The organism is Cytobacillus sp. FSL R5-0569 (genome assembly GCF_038007265.1).
GTDB lineage: Bacteria > Bacillota > Bacilli > Bacillales > Cytobacillaceae > Cytobacillus > Cytobacillus kochii.
This window is the reverse complement of sequence record NZ_JBBOWW010000001.1, coordinates 688423-705183: the sequence shown is the minus strand read 5'-3', so window position 1 is coordinate 705183 and position 16761 is coordinate 688423. Positions and strand designations below refer to the sequence as shown.

17 protein-coding genes and 2 pseudogenes are annotated in these 16761 nt (G+C 36.8%); 8 read left to right on the top strand and 11 right to left on the bottom strand.

Features of this window, described 5'->3' with window-relative positions; genetic code table 11:
• The first annotated feature begins 190 nt into the window (after positions 1-190).
• Together MKX78_RS03705 and MKX78_RS03700 are read left to right on the top strand one after the other, a co-directional pair.
• Positions 191-1213 carry a DUF3231 family protein gene (locus MKX78_RS03705; protein ID WP_341049835.1) on the top strand — a complete coding sequence of 341 codons (1023 nt, stop codon included), beginning with the start codon at positions 191-193 and terminating at the stop codon, positions 1211-1213.
• The gene (locus MKX78_RS03700) at positions 1147-1674 is read left to right on the top strand and encodes a hypothetical protein (protein WP_341049832.1); all 528 of its coding nucleotides are present in this window, start codon (positions 1147-1149) and stop codon (positions 1672-1674) included. Before MKX78_RS03705 ends, MKX78_RS03700 begins: the two co-directional genes overlap by 67 nt.
• A 617-nt stretch (positions 1675-2291) precedes the next feature.
• Here the strand turns inward: MKX78_RS03700 and MKX78_RS03695 are convergent.
• The 3 genes and pseudogenes from MKX78_RS03695 to MKX78_RS03685 form a co-directional block, all read right to left on the bottom strand.
• Positions 2292-2730 (bottom strand): annotated as a pseudogene (locus MKX78_RS03695) (DUF4275 family protein).
• 77 nt (positions 2731-2807) lie between these two features.
• Positions 2808-3632, bottom strand: coding sequence for an SMI1/KNR4 family protein (locus MKX78_RS03690; RefSeq protein WP_307315098.1), 825 nt, complete (start codon positions 3630-3632; stop codon positions 2808-2810).
• A gap of 55 nt (positions 3633-3687) precedes the next feature.
• A pseudogene (locus tag MKX78_RS03685) lies at positions 3688-4011 on the bottom strand (CPCC family cysteine-rich protein); the annotation flags it as partial.
• A 642-nt stretch (positions 4012-4653) separates the two neighbouring features.
• Between MKX78_RS03685 and MKX78_RS03680 the strand changes: the two are divergent.
• Both MKX78_RS03680 and MKX78_RS03675 read left to right on the top strand, forming a co-directional pair.
• A complete protein-coding gene (locus tag MKX78_RS03680; protein WP_307315100.1) occupies positions 4654-4791 on the top strand; it encodes a DUF3885 domain-containing protein in 138 nt (45 codons plus the stop codon).
• 155 nt (positions 4792-4946) lie between these two features.
• Entirely contained in the window at positions 4947-5207 is a 261-nt protein-coding gene (locus tag MKX78_RS03675) for a hypothetical protein (protein WP_281203141.1), read from the top strand.
• Positions 5208-5550: 343 nt separating this feature from the next.
• On the opposite strand, the gene rlmD is transcribed toward MKX78_RS03675, so the two are convergent.
• The 3 genes from rlmD to MKX78_RS03660 all read right to left on the bottom strand — a co-directional run bounded on the left by rlmD (position 5551) and on the right by MKX78_RS03660 (position 8747).
• Entirely contained in the window at positions 5551-6924 is a 1374-nt protein-coding gene (gene rlmD, locus MKX78_RS03670) for a 23S rRNA (uracil(1939)-C(5))-methyltransferase RlmD (RefSeq protein WP_307315104.1), read from the bottom strand.
• Positions 6925-7039: 115 nt separating this feature from the next.
• The gene (locus MKX78_RS03665; RefSeq protein ID WP_307315105.1) at positions 7040-7750 is read right to left on the bottom strand and encodes an alpha/beta hydrolase; all 711 of its coding nucleotides are present in this window, start codon (positions 7748-7750) and stop codon (positions 7040-7042) included.
• Between the two features lie 73 nt (positions 7751-7823).
• Positions 7824-8747 carry a diacylglycerol kinase gene (locus MKX78_RS03660; RefSeq protein ID WP_095370585.1) on the bottom strand — a complete coding sequence of 308 codons (924 nt, stop codon included), beginning with the start codon at positions 8745-8747 and terminating at the stop codon, positions 7824-7826.
• 290 nt (positions 8748-9037) lie between these two features.
• On the opposite strand from MKX78_RS03660, the gene MKX78_RS03655 reads away from it, so the two are divergent.
• Positions 9038-10138 carry an MBL fold metallo-hydrolase gene (locus tag MKX78_RS03655; protein ID WP_307315108.1) on the top strand — a complete coding sequence of 367 codons (1101 nt, stop codon included), beginning with the start codon at positions 9038-9040 and terminating at the stop codon, positions 10136-10138.
• A 15-nt stretch (positions 10139-10153) separates the two neighbouring features.
• Complete coding sequence (locus tag MKX78_RS03650; protein ID WP_307315110.1) at positions 10154-10411, top strand: DUF3006 domain-containing protein; 258 nt, start codon at positions 10154-10156, stop codon at positions 10409-10411.
• An 80-nt stretch (positions 10412-10491) separates the two neighbouring features.
• Here the strand turns inward: MKX78_RS03650 and MKX78_RS03645 are convergent, their stop codons facing one another.
• From MKX78_RS03645 to MKX78_RS03630, 4 genes are all read right to left on the bottom strand, one after another.
• Positions 10492-10782 carry a hypothetical protein gene (locus tag MKX78_RS03645; protein WP_307315112.1) on the bottom strand — a complete coding sequence of 97 codons (291 nt, stop codon included), beginning with the start codon at positions 10780-10782 and terminating at the stop codon, positions 10492-10494.
• Positions 10783-10789: 7 nt separating this feature from the next.
• Positions 10790-11251, bottom strand: a complete 462-nt coding sequence (locus MKX78_RS03640; protein WP_341049823.1) for an ASCH domain-containing protein — start codon at positions 11249-11251, stop codon at positions 10790-10792.
• A 24-nt stretch (positions 11252-11275) separates the two neighbouring features.
• Positions 11276-11401: a hypothetical protein gene (locus tag MKX78_RS03635; RefSeq protein WP_267892258.1), complete on the bottom strand. Its 126-nt coding sequence runs from the start codon at positions 11399-11401 to the stop codon at positions 11276-11278.
• A 78-nt stretch (positions 11402-11479) separates the two neighbouring features.
• Positions 11480-11623, bottom strand: a complete 144-nt coding sequence (locus MKX78_RS03630) for a hypothetical protein (RefSeq protein WP_157733799.1) — start codon at positions 11621-11623, stop codon at positions 11480-11482.
• Between the two features lie 612 nt (positions 11624-12235).
• Here MKX78_RS03630 and MKX78_RS03625 point away from each other — a divergent pair.
• Together MKX78_RS03625 and MKX78_RS03620 are read left to right on the top strand one after the other, a co-directional pair.
• Positions 12236-13846: a glutathione ABC transporter substrate-binding protein gene (locus tag MKX78_RS03625; RefSeq protein ID WP_445293132.1), complete on the top strand. Its 1611-nt coding sequence runs from the start codon at positions 12236-12238 to the stop codon at positions 13844-13846.
• 18 nt (positions 13847-13864) lie between these two features.
• Positions 13865-15112: an amidohydrolase gene (locus MKX78_RS03620; RefSeq protein ID WP_341049820.1), complete on the top strand. Its 1248-nt coding sequence runs from the start codon at positions 13865-13867 to the stop codon at positions 15110-15112.
• 182 nt (positions 15113-15294) lie between these two features.
• Here the strand turns inward: MKX78_RS03620 and MKX78_RS03615 are convergent, their stop codons facing one another.
• A complete protein-coding gene (locus tag MKX78_RS03615; protein WP_341049817.1) occupies positions 15295-16758 on the bottom strand; it encodes a cytosine permease in 1464 nt (487 codons plus the stop codon).
• Positions 16759-16761: the final 3 nt, after the last annotated feature.

The window sequence follows — 16761 nt, the reverse complement described above, 5'->3', positions numbered from 1 at the left end:
AGGTTCTCTCTGTCTTTCTTGTCTTCCCACTTTTGTATAAAAAACTCATCTATTTCCTAGTACGGCATTATAAACATTGATGGGAAACTTTTCAGTTAGTGGTGTTATTTATCTCATTATTTACCATTAATAGTTTTTTTTATCGATCAAATACTATGTTTAAATTTGTTACTTTTGGGAGGATATCATATTGAGTAAAACAAATTATATACCCTTAACCTCATCAGAAATTGGTTCTCTCTGGGCAACTTACTTACAAAATAGTATGGCAGAACATGTTTTAAATTACTTTCTAGTGCAAGTTCAAGATCCAGATATAGAACCGTATATTCAAATAGCCTATGATATATCTCTTCAAAGTTTGGACAATATAAAAGGTATATTCACCGAAGAAGAAATCCCAATCCCCGTTGGGTTTACAGAACAAGATGTTAACCTACAAGCACCTCGTTTATTTGATGATATCTTCTTTCTAAGTTATTTACAAAACCTTGGTAAAGCAGGAATGGCGCAGTACAGTTTGATGAAAGCTATGTCAACTAGAAAAGATATACGTACTTTCTTTAGTTCTTGTCATGAGGAGACCTCCAAACTTTATGATCAAGTCATTGATAGCTTACTCAATAAAGGATTATTAATTCGGCCACCACATATACCTATTCCTAATAAAGTCAATTTTGTTGAAGATAAAAACTATTTTGACGGTATTTCGTTTATTGGGAAGAAAAGACCACTGAACGTAATAGAAATTTCCCAATTATTCTCGAATATTCAAACGAATGTTATTGGTGTAATGCTTTCTATAGGTTTCGGGCAAACAGCAGAATCACAAAAAGTAAGAGACTATATGAATAGAGGAAAAGAAATAGCTAAAAAACACATAAAAGTTTTTGGTGATTGTTTAATTGAAAGTGATCTTCAAGTACCAATGACATGGGATGCTGCTACGTTAGAATCTACAGTTCCAGTTTTTTCAGATAAGCTAATGATGTTTCATTTTAATATGCTGGTAGCAGGTGGTATAGGTAATTATGGAGTTGCCGCATCAGTTAGTCAAAGAAGCGATCTAGTGTTGAATTACAATCGGCTCTCAGCTGAAATTGTAAAATATGCTAATGATGGCGCAAATATCATGATAAAAAATGGATGGATGGAAGAAGTACCAACAGCAATAAATCGGACAAATATAATAAAGAAAAGTGGAAACAAATAAATGGCGTGAAAACAATCGAAGTATTACTTTGGAGCATTATATTTCCTGGTTTTGGGCAAATATTAAATGGTAAATACCTTAAAGGCATTGTAATCATACCTTTAATTGTTTTAATTATTGTAAAAGGGAACCTAAATCTAATTATCCTATCTAGCTTACAAGGTAATGTTGAAAGGGCAATTCAACTAACTAACCACAAGTGGATTTTATTTTTTCCTTGTTTATATTTCTTTGCAATATGGGATGCCTATAAAGATGCAGGCGGTGGCGGAAAGCCGTATTCATCTTTCCTGTTTTTGTTTTCAGGGTATTTTATGACCGTAGGAACCATTTTTTCTACGAAGATAACTTTGTTTGATTTACATATAGCACCTATATGGCTACCAATGATAAGTGTTATACCTGGGATACTTGTTGGGTTGTTATTACAATGGATAATCATAAGCAAGGAAAATGGTTAAAGGAAAGTATGCTAGTGCATATCCATCCATATGTAGGTAATTAGATTTTTAATACTCAATGTAGGACAATCAGTGGTATTGTCCTTTTCTTATGTCATAAAATGGTAAATTCAATAATTCCTCTTCTCTAATTGATAGAATAATCTCCTCATTCATTTCTCCTGTTCCGTTCGACTCTGAAATTTTAGTTTCTGTTTTTTTTCATCTAAAAGAACCTTTGTTTCTCCTTGTTGTAATTGGCAACCTATTAAAGCGATTGCCATACATAAAATTGTTAATATCGAGAATATAACCTTCCAGCTATTTCCTCTCCTCTATCATCAAAATGAGTAGAGTTGCCCACTTAATAAGACGGTTTATAGATTCTATCGGTGTCGGTATCAATTACATAATCAATCTCTATGTCTTCATTATAGGCAAGTTGGTCAAAGCAGTTAATTCGGCAAAATATAGCTGGAAGGTCTAAAATATTTGAAGTAAGAGCTTTGGCATTTATATACTTTTTCATAAGTTCCTTTTTTGAACAACTTTTCCCTTTAATTAGAACTTGGTGATAATATCCGTCAATTTTAACTATCAATGTCATCACGATTGACTGCTAACCAATCCATATAGCTTTAGTTTGTTTTGTCTTTTCGACTGAAATACGGACCGCACCAGCCTGTTTCATGCGTTCTTACGTAAGTCCAATTAAACTCTTTATCTACTACGTAAACATCTTCTTCATTTACAAAGTCCTCGGCTGTTAAAGAAGAAGCATTTTCAAGTATATAAGCATCATCCAAATCCTGATAAAAAACATAACATGCCTGTTTTGGTTCTTTCTTAAATGCTGTATCAGCTTGTTCTTCTTTTAAATATTTCCTTTTTTCATAACTAAATACATGCCATAGGTATCCACAACAACCATCTTCATAAAGATAAATAGATTTCTTTTCTTTATCACTAAGATGATTGACAAAGTTGTCTTCCCATTGCTTTCGTAGATATGTCCCCCACTTAGGTATTTCAATTCCCCTTTACCTTTTTCTTTTTAAGCAAGGTTACTAAATCAATCACACTTTCCAAAATGACACCTACTTTATATATTCATCATATCTCATTGGCATCTCTGTTAAAAACAAATGAACATCTTACACGTTAAGTCTATTATTTAATGCTTTCAAGCTATGCAAACTGAAGTCCCTAACATCCCTATTTTTGCTCTGGGATAGTTCATTTAATATTTCCAATAAATAATCATCTTCTATAATTCCCTTATTATCACCTTCAGCACAGCATGACAAAAAAAGCAGTAAATTAAAATGCACTTTTGGTTTTTCGTGTTGTCTCATTTTTTCAACTATATATCGAATCAATTCGTTATTTGTTGAGAGAATTTTTGTAAAAAAACGTTCAATCTCTCCTGGCTTTCCCTTTTGTATTACTTCGTCAATCTTCATATAGTAATCTTTTATTTCCTGTTCGGAAAGCTCTGAATCATACGAGTCCAATTCTACATCCTCTATGTAATCTACAAGACCATTGATAAATTCTTCAAAATCCTTTGCCAACTTTATCTCTTGATTCTGCTCTACATCGATAAAAACGACAGAAGGATTTTTCCTCTTTCTATAATCCAAACAGATAAACATCGGTGGGTCTGCTGATATAATCAGCAATTTTTTACTGCGTATTCCCCATTCTTTTCGCAAATAAAGACTATCTAATAATCCTGGCTCTTGCCCTATTCCATATAAAAAATCAACATGGACAGAGTTATTAGCCCAACTATTCGGGGTTTCCGTAGAAAAGTATTTATTTTTTAAATAGAACCCATTTCTTTTCTTCATTAATTGAATATAGGAATCTGGCAAGTCCATATTTAGTTCCTTCTGAATGTTTTCTACTAACTCAGAATCGACTTCACCTTTATAATATTCATCTAATTCTTCTGCCCATAATATCTCTACATTCATGTTATTCCCCCTTTATAATAAGACATTTAATGTTATGCCCCTCATACTACTTTGGCTAACCGTATGATTCATAAGTAATGTCCATTAAAATCTTTTCGTAAGTCTCTATCTTCCTCCAAAGTTCCTTATATTTTAACGAATCAGTTTCAAACTTTTCTAATTCAATGAACATACTCATTAAAGCCTTTTTTGATTCAATTATTTTTTTAGTTTGACTTTCAATATTTCTTTTATCGCGGTACATAATAAAGTGGCCTTTAAAATTCTTTCTCGCTTCTGTAAGGGAATAATCCCCATTTGGGTCATCCTGTCCATCGTCTTCCCAATGACAAAGTTCGCATATGTCAAATATTCTACGTTCTTCCATTGTTAGAAAGCCACAACAAGGACACTACTCACGTTTCAATCTAATCTCTCCCTTTATTCAGATTAAGTATTTAACGCAAATGACGTTTACTGCTTAAAGGCCTTGTATGGTGGTAGCCCTAACGTTTCATCAGTTACACATAACAATCTCTATCGTGATATGGCATTTCTAACTCTTTCCACTCAAAATTACCCTCAACACATTTGATAAATAAATCGTCGTATCCATCACCATCTGTAGGGGATAACCCTAACCTTATTTCTTTATGCTTCAATGCAACTGGCATATTCAATAAAGTTTTTCATAATACCGATGAAATGTTACTAGTCACTGACATTAATTGTGAGAGGAATGATACTTTCTAGCAAAAAAGACGCACAGAAGTCTACCAAAAATATATAAATGACAAGAAGTTAAGGCAAAAACTGAAACATAAGATGTTACCAAGTGTTTTCTTAGAGGGTGAAGATCAAGATGAAGATGATTATGAGGACATGGTCACACATCGATTTGTTCTACCTTGTCAAAAGAGGATATTCGTTATAAATCGCTCTTTACTGCTATTAGTTTTGAGGATTTTCCACATCACCCCAAATTCTAAAAGGGTTATACTGCCCTGGTATTGATATTTATTTTGTAAATGTTACAAAGAAAATGATTTACCACCTATATGATGACCGAGGCTGGGACGTTATCGCCTCAAACCAAGAAGATTTAGATTTACTTTATGAAGAACTAAATAATTGGATTTTAGACTACGACCGGGAACAGATTGATAAGATATTCAAATAATCTATTTGTTGTATAATTATAGAAAACCATTTACAAGAGGTGAAGAACTTGAATTTTCTTACCACACGTATTGTCATCATACTCAGCCTGTAATGGTCTAATTATTCTTTGGGGACTTTTACAGGCTGAGCCTTATCCCAAGGAGTTGATGACAAGTGAAGCCACATATCAAAAATCGAAGTCGTGCTTATTATCGACATCATCGAAAAAGAGTGATTCATCGTAAAACAAAGATTGCAGAACAAACTGGATGGCAATCTCGTTTTACTGGATATTTCGCAAAAGGGAAAGTTCATTGTTCGTGCTGGATGTGTTCCCAAAAGACAAAAAAAGATGGATTTCCTCATTCGCAAAACATTCAATTGAAACGCTTAAACAGTCAATTATATGATTACTTTAGCGAAGGGGAATTTTAATCGTTTAATGAGCAGGGTGATAGTTCTTCCCTGCTCTTTCATTATTTTGTAGTCTTACGTCTCCATCAGCTATAAACATAAGCATGTCCTGAACCCATTCCATCAGACCAGGTAGCAAATGCAAAAATTCTTTTCAATTCAAATTCTTTAATTGATTCACTCGTTCAAAGTCATTCTTATTTCTTAGCAGATATTCTGAAAGACCACCCTTGTCCAGTAAGGTGGCCTTCTCGGTGAACCGCTTGGATATTCTATTCTTGTAGCCTCCATTATACCATCTTTCCCAGAATAAGGTTATATTATGATAGGGGTTTATTATGTGGCACAGGAGTTTATTATTGGGTTACACTTTTAAAATCATCTGCGATACTACCTCAACATGTGTAGTCTGCGGAAACATATCCACCGGCTGCACCTCAACAGTCCGATACCCACCATCCTCAAGCACCCTTAAATCACGTGCTAATGTCCCAGGATTACATGACACATAAACAACCTTCTTCGGTTTCATGTCAATAATGGTTTGCAACAGTGCTTCGTCGCAGCCTTTTCTTGGCGGGTCGACGACGAGGACGTCTGCTTTGTGTCCTTTTTCGTACCAGGCTGGGATGACTTCTTCTGCTTTTCCGACGGCGAAGTTTGCGTTGGTTATGTTGTTGAGTTCGGCGTTGCGTTTGGCGTCTTCAATGGCTTCGGGAACGATTTCGACGCCGAAGACGGATTTGGCTTTTTGGGCAAGGAAGAGTGAGATGGTACCGATGCCACAGTAGGCGTCGATGACTTCTTCTTTGCCTGTGAGTGCTGCGTATTCTAGAGCTTTGTCGTAAAGGACTTTTGTTTGTTCTGGGTTAACTTGATAGAAGGATCTTGCTGAGATGGCAAAGCGCACATCACCAATATAGTCATAGATCACTTCTTGTCCCCAGAGTACACGGGTTTCGTCACCCATGATGACATTTGTTTTCTTAGGGTTAACGTTTTGAACGATAGATTTGACGCCTGCAATATTCTCTGTGATGTCCGCGATGATTTTCTTTCTATTCGGTAGATCCTTCGCTTTTGTGACAAGGACAATCATGACATCCCCCGTAACTAAACCGTAGCGGGCCATGATATGACGAAGATCGCCTTTATGGCGCTGCTCATCGTATGCACGAACGCCATTTTTATTGCAGATGTCTTTCACTTTTTGAATAACCTCATCATTTTTTTCTTGCTGAATAAGGCAAGATTTCATATCAATGATTTGGTGGGAGCGTTGTTGATAGAATCCACCGATTAACCCGCCTTCATGTTCGCCTATTGGTACTTGGGATTTATTGCGGTAACGCCACGGATCGCTCATGCCAAGGGTAGGATGAACAGTGACGTTTTCAAGCTTGCCTATTCTTGTGAGCACATCACGGACTTGTTTTTGCTTGGCTAGTAGCTGGCCCTCGTAGCTTAAATGCTGGAGCTGGCAGCCGCCACATTCCTTATAGATGGGGCATGGGGCAGTGACACGATAAGGGCTTTCTTCGTAGGTTTCGATTAGTTTGCCGAAGCCATAGCCTTTGCTTGTTTTAAGCACCTTAATTTGTGCTTTTTCACCTGGAAGGGCATTGGGGACAAATAGTGGATAACCGTCGACCTTTGCCACGCCCGCTCCTTCATGGGTTAAATCTTCAAAAGTAACATCTATATAATCGTTTTTCTTAACAGGTAATGTTTGCTTCATTTCATTCTTCCTCTTCTCTTAAAATCCGTGCAAATCGCTAGTCAGATTGTAACATAAAAACAAGCGCAATACGAAAGGAGGTTTCTTCCTCAATTTTAAATAAAAAAGCCATGCATTATGCATGACTAGTGATGTTTGCTTCAAACCGATCCTCCACCTCAAGAATAAACCCGCGAAAATACTTCTCAAAATAAGGGTGGCGATGAATCCCTTCCGCGTCAGTGATAAACTGGAAGGTCGCATGTGGATGAACGAGCTTCTCCTCAAGTGCTTTCGTTGCTTCTATTGTATTAGGTACCATTTCTCTAAGGATATTTGGATATTCGTCTCCTTCTTTTTCACCTACGTACCAGAAGATATGTTTCTCATCCGTAATGGCTGGTTGTTTTTGCAAGAATGATAGAAAGTCAGGGTACCATAGAGAAGCCGATAGTAAGAAATAATAGTCGAAATCCTCACGTCTTGTTAATAAAGAGTAAAGGGAGACGAGCGCCCCGAACGATGCTCCTGCGATGCCTACATGCTTCGGTTCTATTGATAGATGAAATTCTTTATGTAAAAAAGGCAACAGCTCATCTTTAACCATCGTTAAATATGTATCTGCCTCACCTTCATAGGCATAGTCATCTACTTTTGCATACCAAGGAGTGTATTCCCTATTACGATCTATCGGGTCAACACCTACAAAGGCAATATGCTTCAGCGGGTGTTGCTCGAAGTACTCAAACAAATAAGAGCCATCTTGAACAATAATCGTCAGTTGCGGTATTTCATTTTCTGGTAAAAGAATCGACAAATTATATTCTTTCCATTGCCATTTTTTCATGGTTCCCCCACCTTCCTTGTTTTTAAAAAAAGCTACTGAAGGCATCAATCACGACAGTAGCTTTTATTCATTCTTAATCTTGATAATCAGGGCGATCTTGTTTACGTATTTGATTGAGTGGTACAAATACATCCAAATGACGATACAAGTTCACAAATTCAGCTGGGGTGTCCCCGCCGTATTCACCGTCAAGGTTCAACATAACCGGATCTTTTGAATAAACTTTTATTCTGTTTGCTTTTGCATAGATGACATGTGGATCATTGACATGCTCACCACGTAAGGCAAGTGAGGCAATGCGAATAAACTCAGCTAAATTGGTTTTCTTCAAAATCAACAATGTGAACATTCCATCATTAATGGAGGCATCTGGAGCTAATTTTTCAAAACCGCCGACAGAGTTTGTTAAAGCGACAAGGAATAACATCGCTTCTCCTTCAAAAATTTTGCCATCGAATTCAATCGTGACATCCGCCGGTTTAATACTTGGTAGCATTTCTATTCCTTTTAAATAGTAGGCAAGTTGACCAATCATCGTTTTTAGCTTGCTTGGTACTTCATATGTGAGCTCTGTAATACGACCGCCACCAGCAATATTAATAAAATACTTTTTATCCATACGGCCAATATCAACAGGGATTTTCTCGCCTTTGACAATAATATCCGCTGCTGCTTCTACATCACGTGGAATGTGCAGTGCACGAGCAAAATCATTCGTTGTCCCTGTCGGAATAATACCCAGTTGCGGTCGGAATTCCTGCTCTGCGAGTCCATTGACGACTTCATTAATCGTGCCATCTCCACCGGCAGCTACGACAAGGTCATACTTTCTCTCTACAGCAAGTCTTGCAGCCTTTGTCGCATCACCTTCACAAGTTGTCGCGTGACAAGAGGTTTCATATCCTGCGCGTTCGAATTTCTCTAATACTTCTGCAAGATGCCTTTTAAAAATTTCACGACCAGAAGTTGGATTATATATAATTCTCGCTCTTTTCATTACCCATCATCCTATAAAATAAAATAAGTGCTTATATATGTTTTTACTGTTCTTTATACTGTAATGAGCCATTCGTTCCATCATTTTACATCATACATTGTCCACAATCAGATAGCAATATTTAACCATTTCCTCTAGCCCAATCCTATTCTAATTAATCTCGACCGTTTAGACAAGTTTCATACCTATCTATTTCATTATTTAAGGAATATTCAGATTCCCACATTTCCCTTTTCTTTTATATTATAATCAACACAGAAGCGAATGTGCGAAAGAGGAGTGACACCATCGTGACCATACATAACTGGCGTAAATCATTACTATTAATTGTTATTATACTATTCACCGTTACACTAACTGCATGTGCCACTGAAACAACAACTGAAGAACAGACAACATTTTCACCAACCTTAACAGCCCACTTTATAGATGTAGATCAGGGAGAGGCGACATTATTACAAGGTGAAGATTTTACAATTTTAATAGATAGCGGGAGACATGATGGCAATGAAGTCGTACCCTATTTACAATCAGTTGGGGTAAAAGAAATTGACTTACTCGTTGGCTCTCATCCCCATGCTGATCATATTGGGCAAATGCCTGAAGTAATTAACTCTTTTCCTGTCAAAGAAGTGTGGATGAGCGGAGCAGAATCAACGTCGAGAGTATATGAAGACGCATTAGATGCCATTATTGAAAGTGAAGCAGCTTACCATATACCAAGAGCAGGCGAATCATTTACAATTGGTTCAGCACAAATTGATATTCTTCATCCATCATCTGTTGATGAAGATTTGAATAATAGCTCTATTGGGATGAAGATTACTTATAAAGAACAATCGTTTCTCTTCACAGGCGATGCGGAAACATCAGCCGAAAATGAGATGCTCGCTTCAGGCAACATAGAAGCAGATATTTTTAAGATCGCTCATCATGGTTCAGATACTTCTAATAGCGAGGCATTTATAGAAGCAATCCATCCTGAAATCGCTATTTACTCTGCTGGTGCAGATAACTCTTACGGTCACCCAAATCAAGAAGTATTGAACCGCCTTCAGCAAATGAATATAGACGTGTACGGCACGATCGAAAATGGGACGGTTATCATTCAATCAGATGGCCATGACTACCTCTCCATAAATGGGGTAAAAGAAAAAGAAGACAACAAAACGAACGAGGAAGTTGTCATTGAAAGCTGTCCTGCAGATCATATTATGATTAATGAAGCGAATGCTGAAACATTGCAACAAATCCATGAAATTGGCCCAGATCGTGCCGAGGAAATCATCGAGAAAAGACCTTTCACTTCCTATGATGACCTGCAACGCATTGCTGGTATTGGTCTTGCCAAAGCAAAAGAAATTGAAGATCAATCTATAATTTGTTTCTAAGAGGAGTGGGGTCGAGTGAATAAAGCTGTTATAGATAGAATGGAAGAAGGCAAAGCTGTGCTCCTAGTCGGTGATGAGCAAGTGGAAAAAATAATTGCGGCTCATCTCCTACCTCCTGACTCAGTCGAAGGTACATGGCTCCTTATTACAATGAAGGAAGAAGAAATAACTGAAATCATCATCGATCACGATTCAACAAAAGCTGCCAAAGAAAGAATCAAGCAAAAACAAGCGAAATTATTAAATAGAGGCAGCCGCTTTAAAAAAGACTAATCAACACCGCGAAAAAAGCACATCAACATTTTAATAGATTGATGTGCTTTTTTATTGTCGTATACGCCCTCTAGTCATCCTCACGGGTGATAAATAAATGGGACAATGATGAGCAAGATGGCTATCATCGTGATTGTTTTCGACAGAGGCTTTGATAGCTTCTCTCTTCCATCCCCTTTATACCAACCAGAAAATTGCCATTTATTCCGATAGAGCACAAATAATAGAAGTAAAATACCAAGAAAGCCCATCCAAGGTTGCGTAACCGTTTCTCCTCCTATTGTATAGACACCCGCTAACGCCGCACTTCCTAACCAACCTACTACTAAGAAGATAGCAATAATTCTTACAAGTTCAAAGACAAACGTCATTGTTTAGTCACTCCTTTTTATAAACAACTTCAAAGTCTTCACATACGACGAGAATTTTTTCGTGAAAGTCTTTCCCTAAAGGTGCTAGCTCTCGTTTAAAAAAGGCTTCATGTACCTCTCTCCAATAAGCTAGCGAACAATCACCCTCCCCTTCATTAAATGCATGATTCTCTGTTACTTCGTCAAAAGGCACGACCGTCACATTTGTCGTTTTAACAATCACTTTCGGCAACCCTTTGCCATCAAGAATGATATTCAACTGTCCGACTTGGGGTAAGTCTTCATTTTCTATCTCGTATAAAAGGTAATTGGATGCTGTTGCTGTTTTCTTCCCTTCTGCAACTAGTTCCACCAAGGCATCCGCCATTTCTTCACTATCACCGAACGCCCATGCTGCATAAGTATCTGGTGCTTCTGAGTGTTGCTGTCGATATTGCTGCCATATTTTATCTATTGCTGTCTGACTCATCTTTTATTCTCCTATTCACTTCTTCTATTTTTGTTGCGTGGTTTCCTCTTTGCTTAAAGTGCCATCGATGATTTTATCTGCATCCATCCTGACTGTCTCAAGCATATGGATATGCGCCTCTCCTCTTCTCCATATAATCAGCTGCCGCATACTGTGACGCTCCATTTCGATGAATTTCAGCTAGCAGGACCGAGTAGTATCATCCAGTGGATTGAAAATGGCGCGACCTCACGTATAGGACAACACTCCGATTGTAAAAGAGGTACAGCGATTAAACAATGCCTTCGTTATCTCTGTTTTCCCTCCACCAGAAACTGCTGCAATTGCAATAATGAAGCTGTCTTTCTCTTTTATAAACGTCTGAGATTCCACCTTTTCTGATTCATCTCTCCTATATTCTTATGTCGATTATTTTCTATCTTATAAAAATAAGTGATTTCAAAAGCGAAATAACCCATCAGCAGTCCCCCACCCATTGCCGAATAGACTCCATTAAAAATGAAAAGGGGCATAAAAGCAAAAGAACTAGTCAAGGTAGCTATCGTTAGCGGTTTCATAGAGTCACTCCTTTTATATATAGACTTTCCTTTACTGGGTTAGCAATCATTTAATACTACTTTAAAAATACCAATTTTTTTCATTTTTTTAAACATATGCCAAGAAAATTCTTATATTATCACTAACCAAGTTGAATTACCGACCAAATTTCAGTAATAAGGACCAATTATATGGATAAAATCACACGAAAAACGTTAGTTGGACAACAGTTTTCACCAAGGGATCAGCAATTTTTGATAAAAATCAATATAGTTAAGTTTTCATCAGATGCGGCTTTCACCGTTTTCTTTTAGAAAAACAACAAAATGACTGACTTTACGAAATGGCTTCAACTTTACATTTTTCCAAAAAGATAAGAAAGTAAAAAAAGCGTAAAAACAAGTAAAGAATTTACAAAGAATATTATCAGAATATTAATATAATTAGATGATTGAAACAATTTATTTGTACCATACTTTAGGGGGGATAGGATTGAGGAGAAAAATAAAAGAGCTCGGTTTATTATTATTCATTTTAGTAGTCATTTCAGGATGTTCAACAAGTAACAATGTTACTTTAGAAAGCAATGATTCTAAAAACGGGAACGGTAATGAAGGAACACTTATTATTGCCAGGCAATCAGACGTGGATAACTTAGATCACCACTTTATGTCGACTATTAATGCAGCCAGTGTGACTCATGGAAAGGTTTATGAAGGATTAGTTGCTAGAGATAAAAATGAAAATATTGTTCCTCTATTAGCTGAAAGTTGGGAACAGGTAAATGATACGACATGGGAGTTTCATTTGCAACATGGAGTAACCTTTCATGATGGGACACCCTTTAATGCTGATGCCGTTAAAGAGACATTTGAAAGGGTGTTAGACCCTGACCTAGGTGCCCCAAAAGCTTCTGCCTTTGAAATGGTCGAAGAGATAAAAGTTTTAGATGATTATACTGTACAATTCATACTTTCCGAACCATTCTCTCCTTTACTATCGATTTTAGCAAGCCATGAAGGGGGAATTATTAATCCAAAAACGATCGAAAAATATAAAGGAGAGGTCATAAAAGAACCTAATGGGACTGGGCCATTTACATTTGAGTCATGGACACCCGGTCAAGCAATTATATTGAATAAGAATCAAAACTATTGGGGAAATCCCCCACATATCGACCGAGTCGAATTTAAAGTAGTGCCTGAAGAAACAACAAGAGTTTCTATGATTGAAACTGGTGAAGCACATATTGCAGAACCTCTTTCTATCCATATGATTGAAACGGTTGAAACATCAAAGAAAGGGAATGTGTACCGTAGCGAGGGCTTTGGTACAGAATATCTTGGTTTTAATATGCAGGCACTACCTTTTAATGATGTTCAAGTGAGAAAAGCTATATCACATGCCATTGAGATGGATGCAATCATTGATGGGGCTTTTAATAAAATTGGACATAGAGCCAATTCATTAATGGGATCAAAAGTGTTCGGTTATCATGAGGACTTAAAAGCTTATGAATATAATCTAAACGAAGCGAAGAGATTACTGAGCGCTGCTGGTTATGCAAATGGCTTTGAAGCTACATTACTCACAATGGATAACAAAGAAAGAATAAATCTTGCAGAAATATTACAATCGCAACTAATGGGAATTGGAATCAAACTTAACATTCAGGTTCTTGAGTATGGTTCATTTGTGGAGCAAGTGAATAAAGGAGATTCCCAATTATTTCTCATTAGTTGGAGGAATGCAACAGGTGATGCTGATTATAATCAATATAATCTTTTTCATTCAAGCTCACACGGTGCCACAGGCAATACGCTCTTTTATAGCAATAATGAAGTCGATGAGTTAATTGAATTAGCGAGAGCTGAGACCGATCAAGAGAAGCGCTTGGAACTTTATGCAAAAGCACAAGAAATAGAAATGGAAGACGCTGCTTATGTGCCTGTAAGAGTGATAGAAAACTTAGCGGCAGTTGCGAAGAATGTTGATCATTTTTCTATAAGCGCTGCTGGTTACTTAGAAATCAATGATATTTTAATAAACAAAGATTAATAGGGAGGAAAATATACATTGAATGATCAAACCTATTGGCTTAAAAATGTAAAGATAGAGAGTGGATTTAAATGGGAGAATGGCCAAGCAGTTAGAACAGAGACAGAAACGGTTCACTTATTCATTAGTCATGGGAAGATTGAAAAGATTACGAATGCCTTAGCAGATATAACAAATGATTACCCTCTAAAAGACGTAAAAGGCTTATTGTTAATGCCATCCTTTGTTGAGAAACATGTCCATTTAGATAAAACCTATATGGGAGATAAATGGCAGTCTTGTCTTCCCGCATCAAGTGTAATAGAGCGTTGTAATATCGAAAAGAATATTTTAAAATCCCTTCCTTCACAAACACATGTTAGAGCAGGAAAGCTCCTGAAACAATTACTATCATTTGGATCCACACATGTCAGGACACATGTAGATATCTATCCTGAGGTTGGGCTTAAAAACTTAGAAGAAGTCCAAAGGGCCATACAAAATTTCTCCGATCAGATGAGCGTTGAAAGCGTCGCATTTGCACAACATGGTTTATTAAATAAAGACACGATTAGTTATATGAGGCAAGCAGTTAAGCACGGGGCAGGTATTGTAGGCTCGGTAGACCCAGCTACTGTTGATAATAATATCGAAGCTTCATTAGTACAATTAATGGATATTGCTGTAGAAGGAAATGCTGACATCGATTTACATTTACATGATCCTGGACATCTCGGGACATTTACAATGAAAAGACTTGCCCATCTCACATTAGAAGCTGGGTGGCAAGGTAGAGTTTTCATTAGTCATGCATTTGGATTAGGCGGAGTATCGTTGGATGAAGTAAAAAAAACAGCTGAACTTCTTAAAGCAGCAGAAATATCTATAGTCACTAGCTTACCGACCGGGAGAGATATACCACCTGTAGATTTCTTAGACGAATATGGTATACAAGTAGCGATTGGAAACGATAATATTTTTGATTCCTGGTGGCCAACGGGGAATGGGGATATCTTGGAAAGAGCAACAAGATTAATAGAGCGATATAGATGGACAAACGAAATATCTCTATCACAAATATTAAAATATATTACAGGCGGCATTACAACTTTGGATAGAAATGGTCATCAGCAATGGCCAAAAACCGGTGACTCTGCCAATTTCTTATTTATGGATGCATCTTGTAGTGCCGAAGTCATTGCTAGACGTATAAAACCAAATGGCGTTATGTATAAAGGAAACATAGTTTATGGTGAACTATGCATAGAAGAGCCTGTTAATGATTAATGAGATATGGGCAGAAACTAAATAGTATTTCAGCAAAAGATGTATCCGAATGATTAGGAGAAGAATCTACCTTCTAATTATTCGGATTGTTTTATATCATTGAGAATAGTGGAATCGAGCAACTAAACTATGATATAAATCATCATTCGCTATTGTTCATTATTTCAGGCTAAGTCATTTAGTTAGCTACTTGCCTTATTCTGCCTACTTCCAAATTTGCCAAAAATGACTGTATTCATAAATATAAACAAAAGGTATAAAAGTATAGATGAAATGATTCCAACAAAAAATGATAGATTGTATAATGGCTCTAAAGATGAAATAAAATGTCCTGAGAGACTTAATCCCCCTGCCATACACATAGCTAAAATAGCTGATTTGTTTACACCACTAGAGTAATAATGATCTCCTTTATTATGATAGAGCTCCTTTATATCAATTTTCTTTTTATCGATAAGAAAATATTGTGTAATCATGATTCCAATCACAGGACTCAATAATCCACCTACCATGTTTAAGAATGTGAATATACTTGTTGAATTCTCCATCAACTTCCAAGGCATAATAACCATCCCTGCTATGGAAATGATAATAGCTGCACTTTTGGAATTGATTAACTTTGGAAAAAGAGAAATTAGCTGATTAATAGCAGGAATTATATTTCCGGTAATATTAACAGAAAGCGTAGATAAACAAACCGTAATCAGTGATAAACAAACCACTAGCTTACTATCGAACTCACCAATCACATCAAGTATATTCCAAATAGGTTTGCCATAAAGCATTTCTGTACCTTTAATAATTGAAATACTAGCTGCAGCAAATAAGCCATAAGAAACCATTATCCCCAAAAATTGACCGAGCGATTGTTGAATGGTTGTTCTAGCATACCTAGTGTAATCAGAAACACTCAATATAGGCGCCACCCAAGTAGCTAATAAAGCTGACATGCAAGTAATCATAGTAAATATATTTGTAGCAGAGATATTTGTAGCGCCATGCAAAAGGATTGGTTCTACTCCCCCTGCTTGATCAATAATCCAAATACTCATGCCTCCGAATATAAGGAAAACCAATGGAGTAATCACATTGGATAATTTTCCAAGTGCTTTCATTCCTCCAAAAGAAAAGCATAAGTTGATGAACCAAAATACAAGAAATGAAATAAGATGAGTAAGGCTAAGACCAAATAATGTCCATTCCCCCCCAAAATTTATATAAGCAGGCCAGAATTGGCCAATTAAAATGGTGATTGCAAGGCTCCCAGCATAAGTTTGAAGCCCAAACCACATAATTCCTGCAATGATTCCTCTCAATACACCTGGTAATAAAGCACCTGCACCGCCAAATGATGTTTTAAGAAACATCACAAAGGGAATGCCATATTTATTTCCTGCATGTCCATTGAGCTGTATCAGAATAGTAAGTAGAAACGCTGAGGCGAGAATAACAACCATGACTTCGGTTATAGAAAGTCCTAATGCAAAAAAACCCCCTACCGTTACATAGGAGGGGATATTATGAATAGATCCCATCCATAAAGAGAAAAAATGACTGAAGTTCAAATTTCTTATGGTGGGTTTAGTAGGTTGCAGAGCGAAATCCTCTTCCACTCTATCTACCATAATAGATTTACCTGGATTCAAGTA

Bases quoted from the DNA above. Each gene is read 5' to 3' on its own strand.
- MKX78_RS03700 (WP_341049832.1), top strand. From the start codon at position 1,147: ATGGATGGAAGAAGTACCAACAGCAATAAATCGGACAAATATAATAAA.
- MKX78_RS03690 (WP_307315098.1), bottom strand. From the start codon at position 3,632: ATGAATGTAGAGATATTATGGGCAGAAGAATTAGATGAATATTATAAA.
- MKX78_RS03680 (WP_307315100.1), top strand. From the start codon at position 4,654: ATGATTTACCACCTATATGATGACCGAGGCTGGGACGTTATCGCCTCA.
- rlmD (WP_307315104.1), bottom strand. From the start codon at position 6,924: ATGAAGCAAACATTACCTGTTAAGAAAAACGATTATATAGATGTTACT.
- MKX78_RS03665 (WP_307315105.1), bottom strand. From the start codon at position 7,750: ATGAAAAAATGGCAATGGAAAGAATATAATTTGTCGATTCTTTTACCA.
- MKX78_RS03660 (WP_095370585.1), bottom strand. From the start codon at position 8,747: ATGAAAAGAGCGAGAATTATATATAATCCAACTTCTGGTCGTGAAATT.
- MKX78_RS03645 (WP_307315112.1), bottom strand. From the start codon at position 10,782: ATGACGTTTGTCTTTGAACTTGTAAGAATTATTGCTATCTTCTTAGTA.
- MKX78_RS03640 (WP_341049823.1), bottom strand. From the start codon at position 11,251: ATGAGTCAGACAGCAATAGATAAAATATGGCAGCAATATCGACAGCAA.
- MKX78_RS03635 (WP_267892258.1), bottom strand. From the start codon at position 11,401: ATGCGGCAGCTGATTATATGGAGAAGAGGAGAGGCGCATATCCATATG.
- MKX78_RS03625 (WP_445293132.1), top strand. From the start codon at position 12,236: ATGATTGAAACAATTTATTTGTACCATACTTTAGGGGGGATAGGATTG.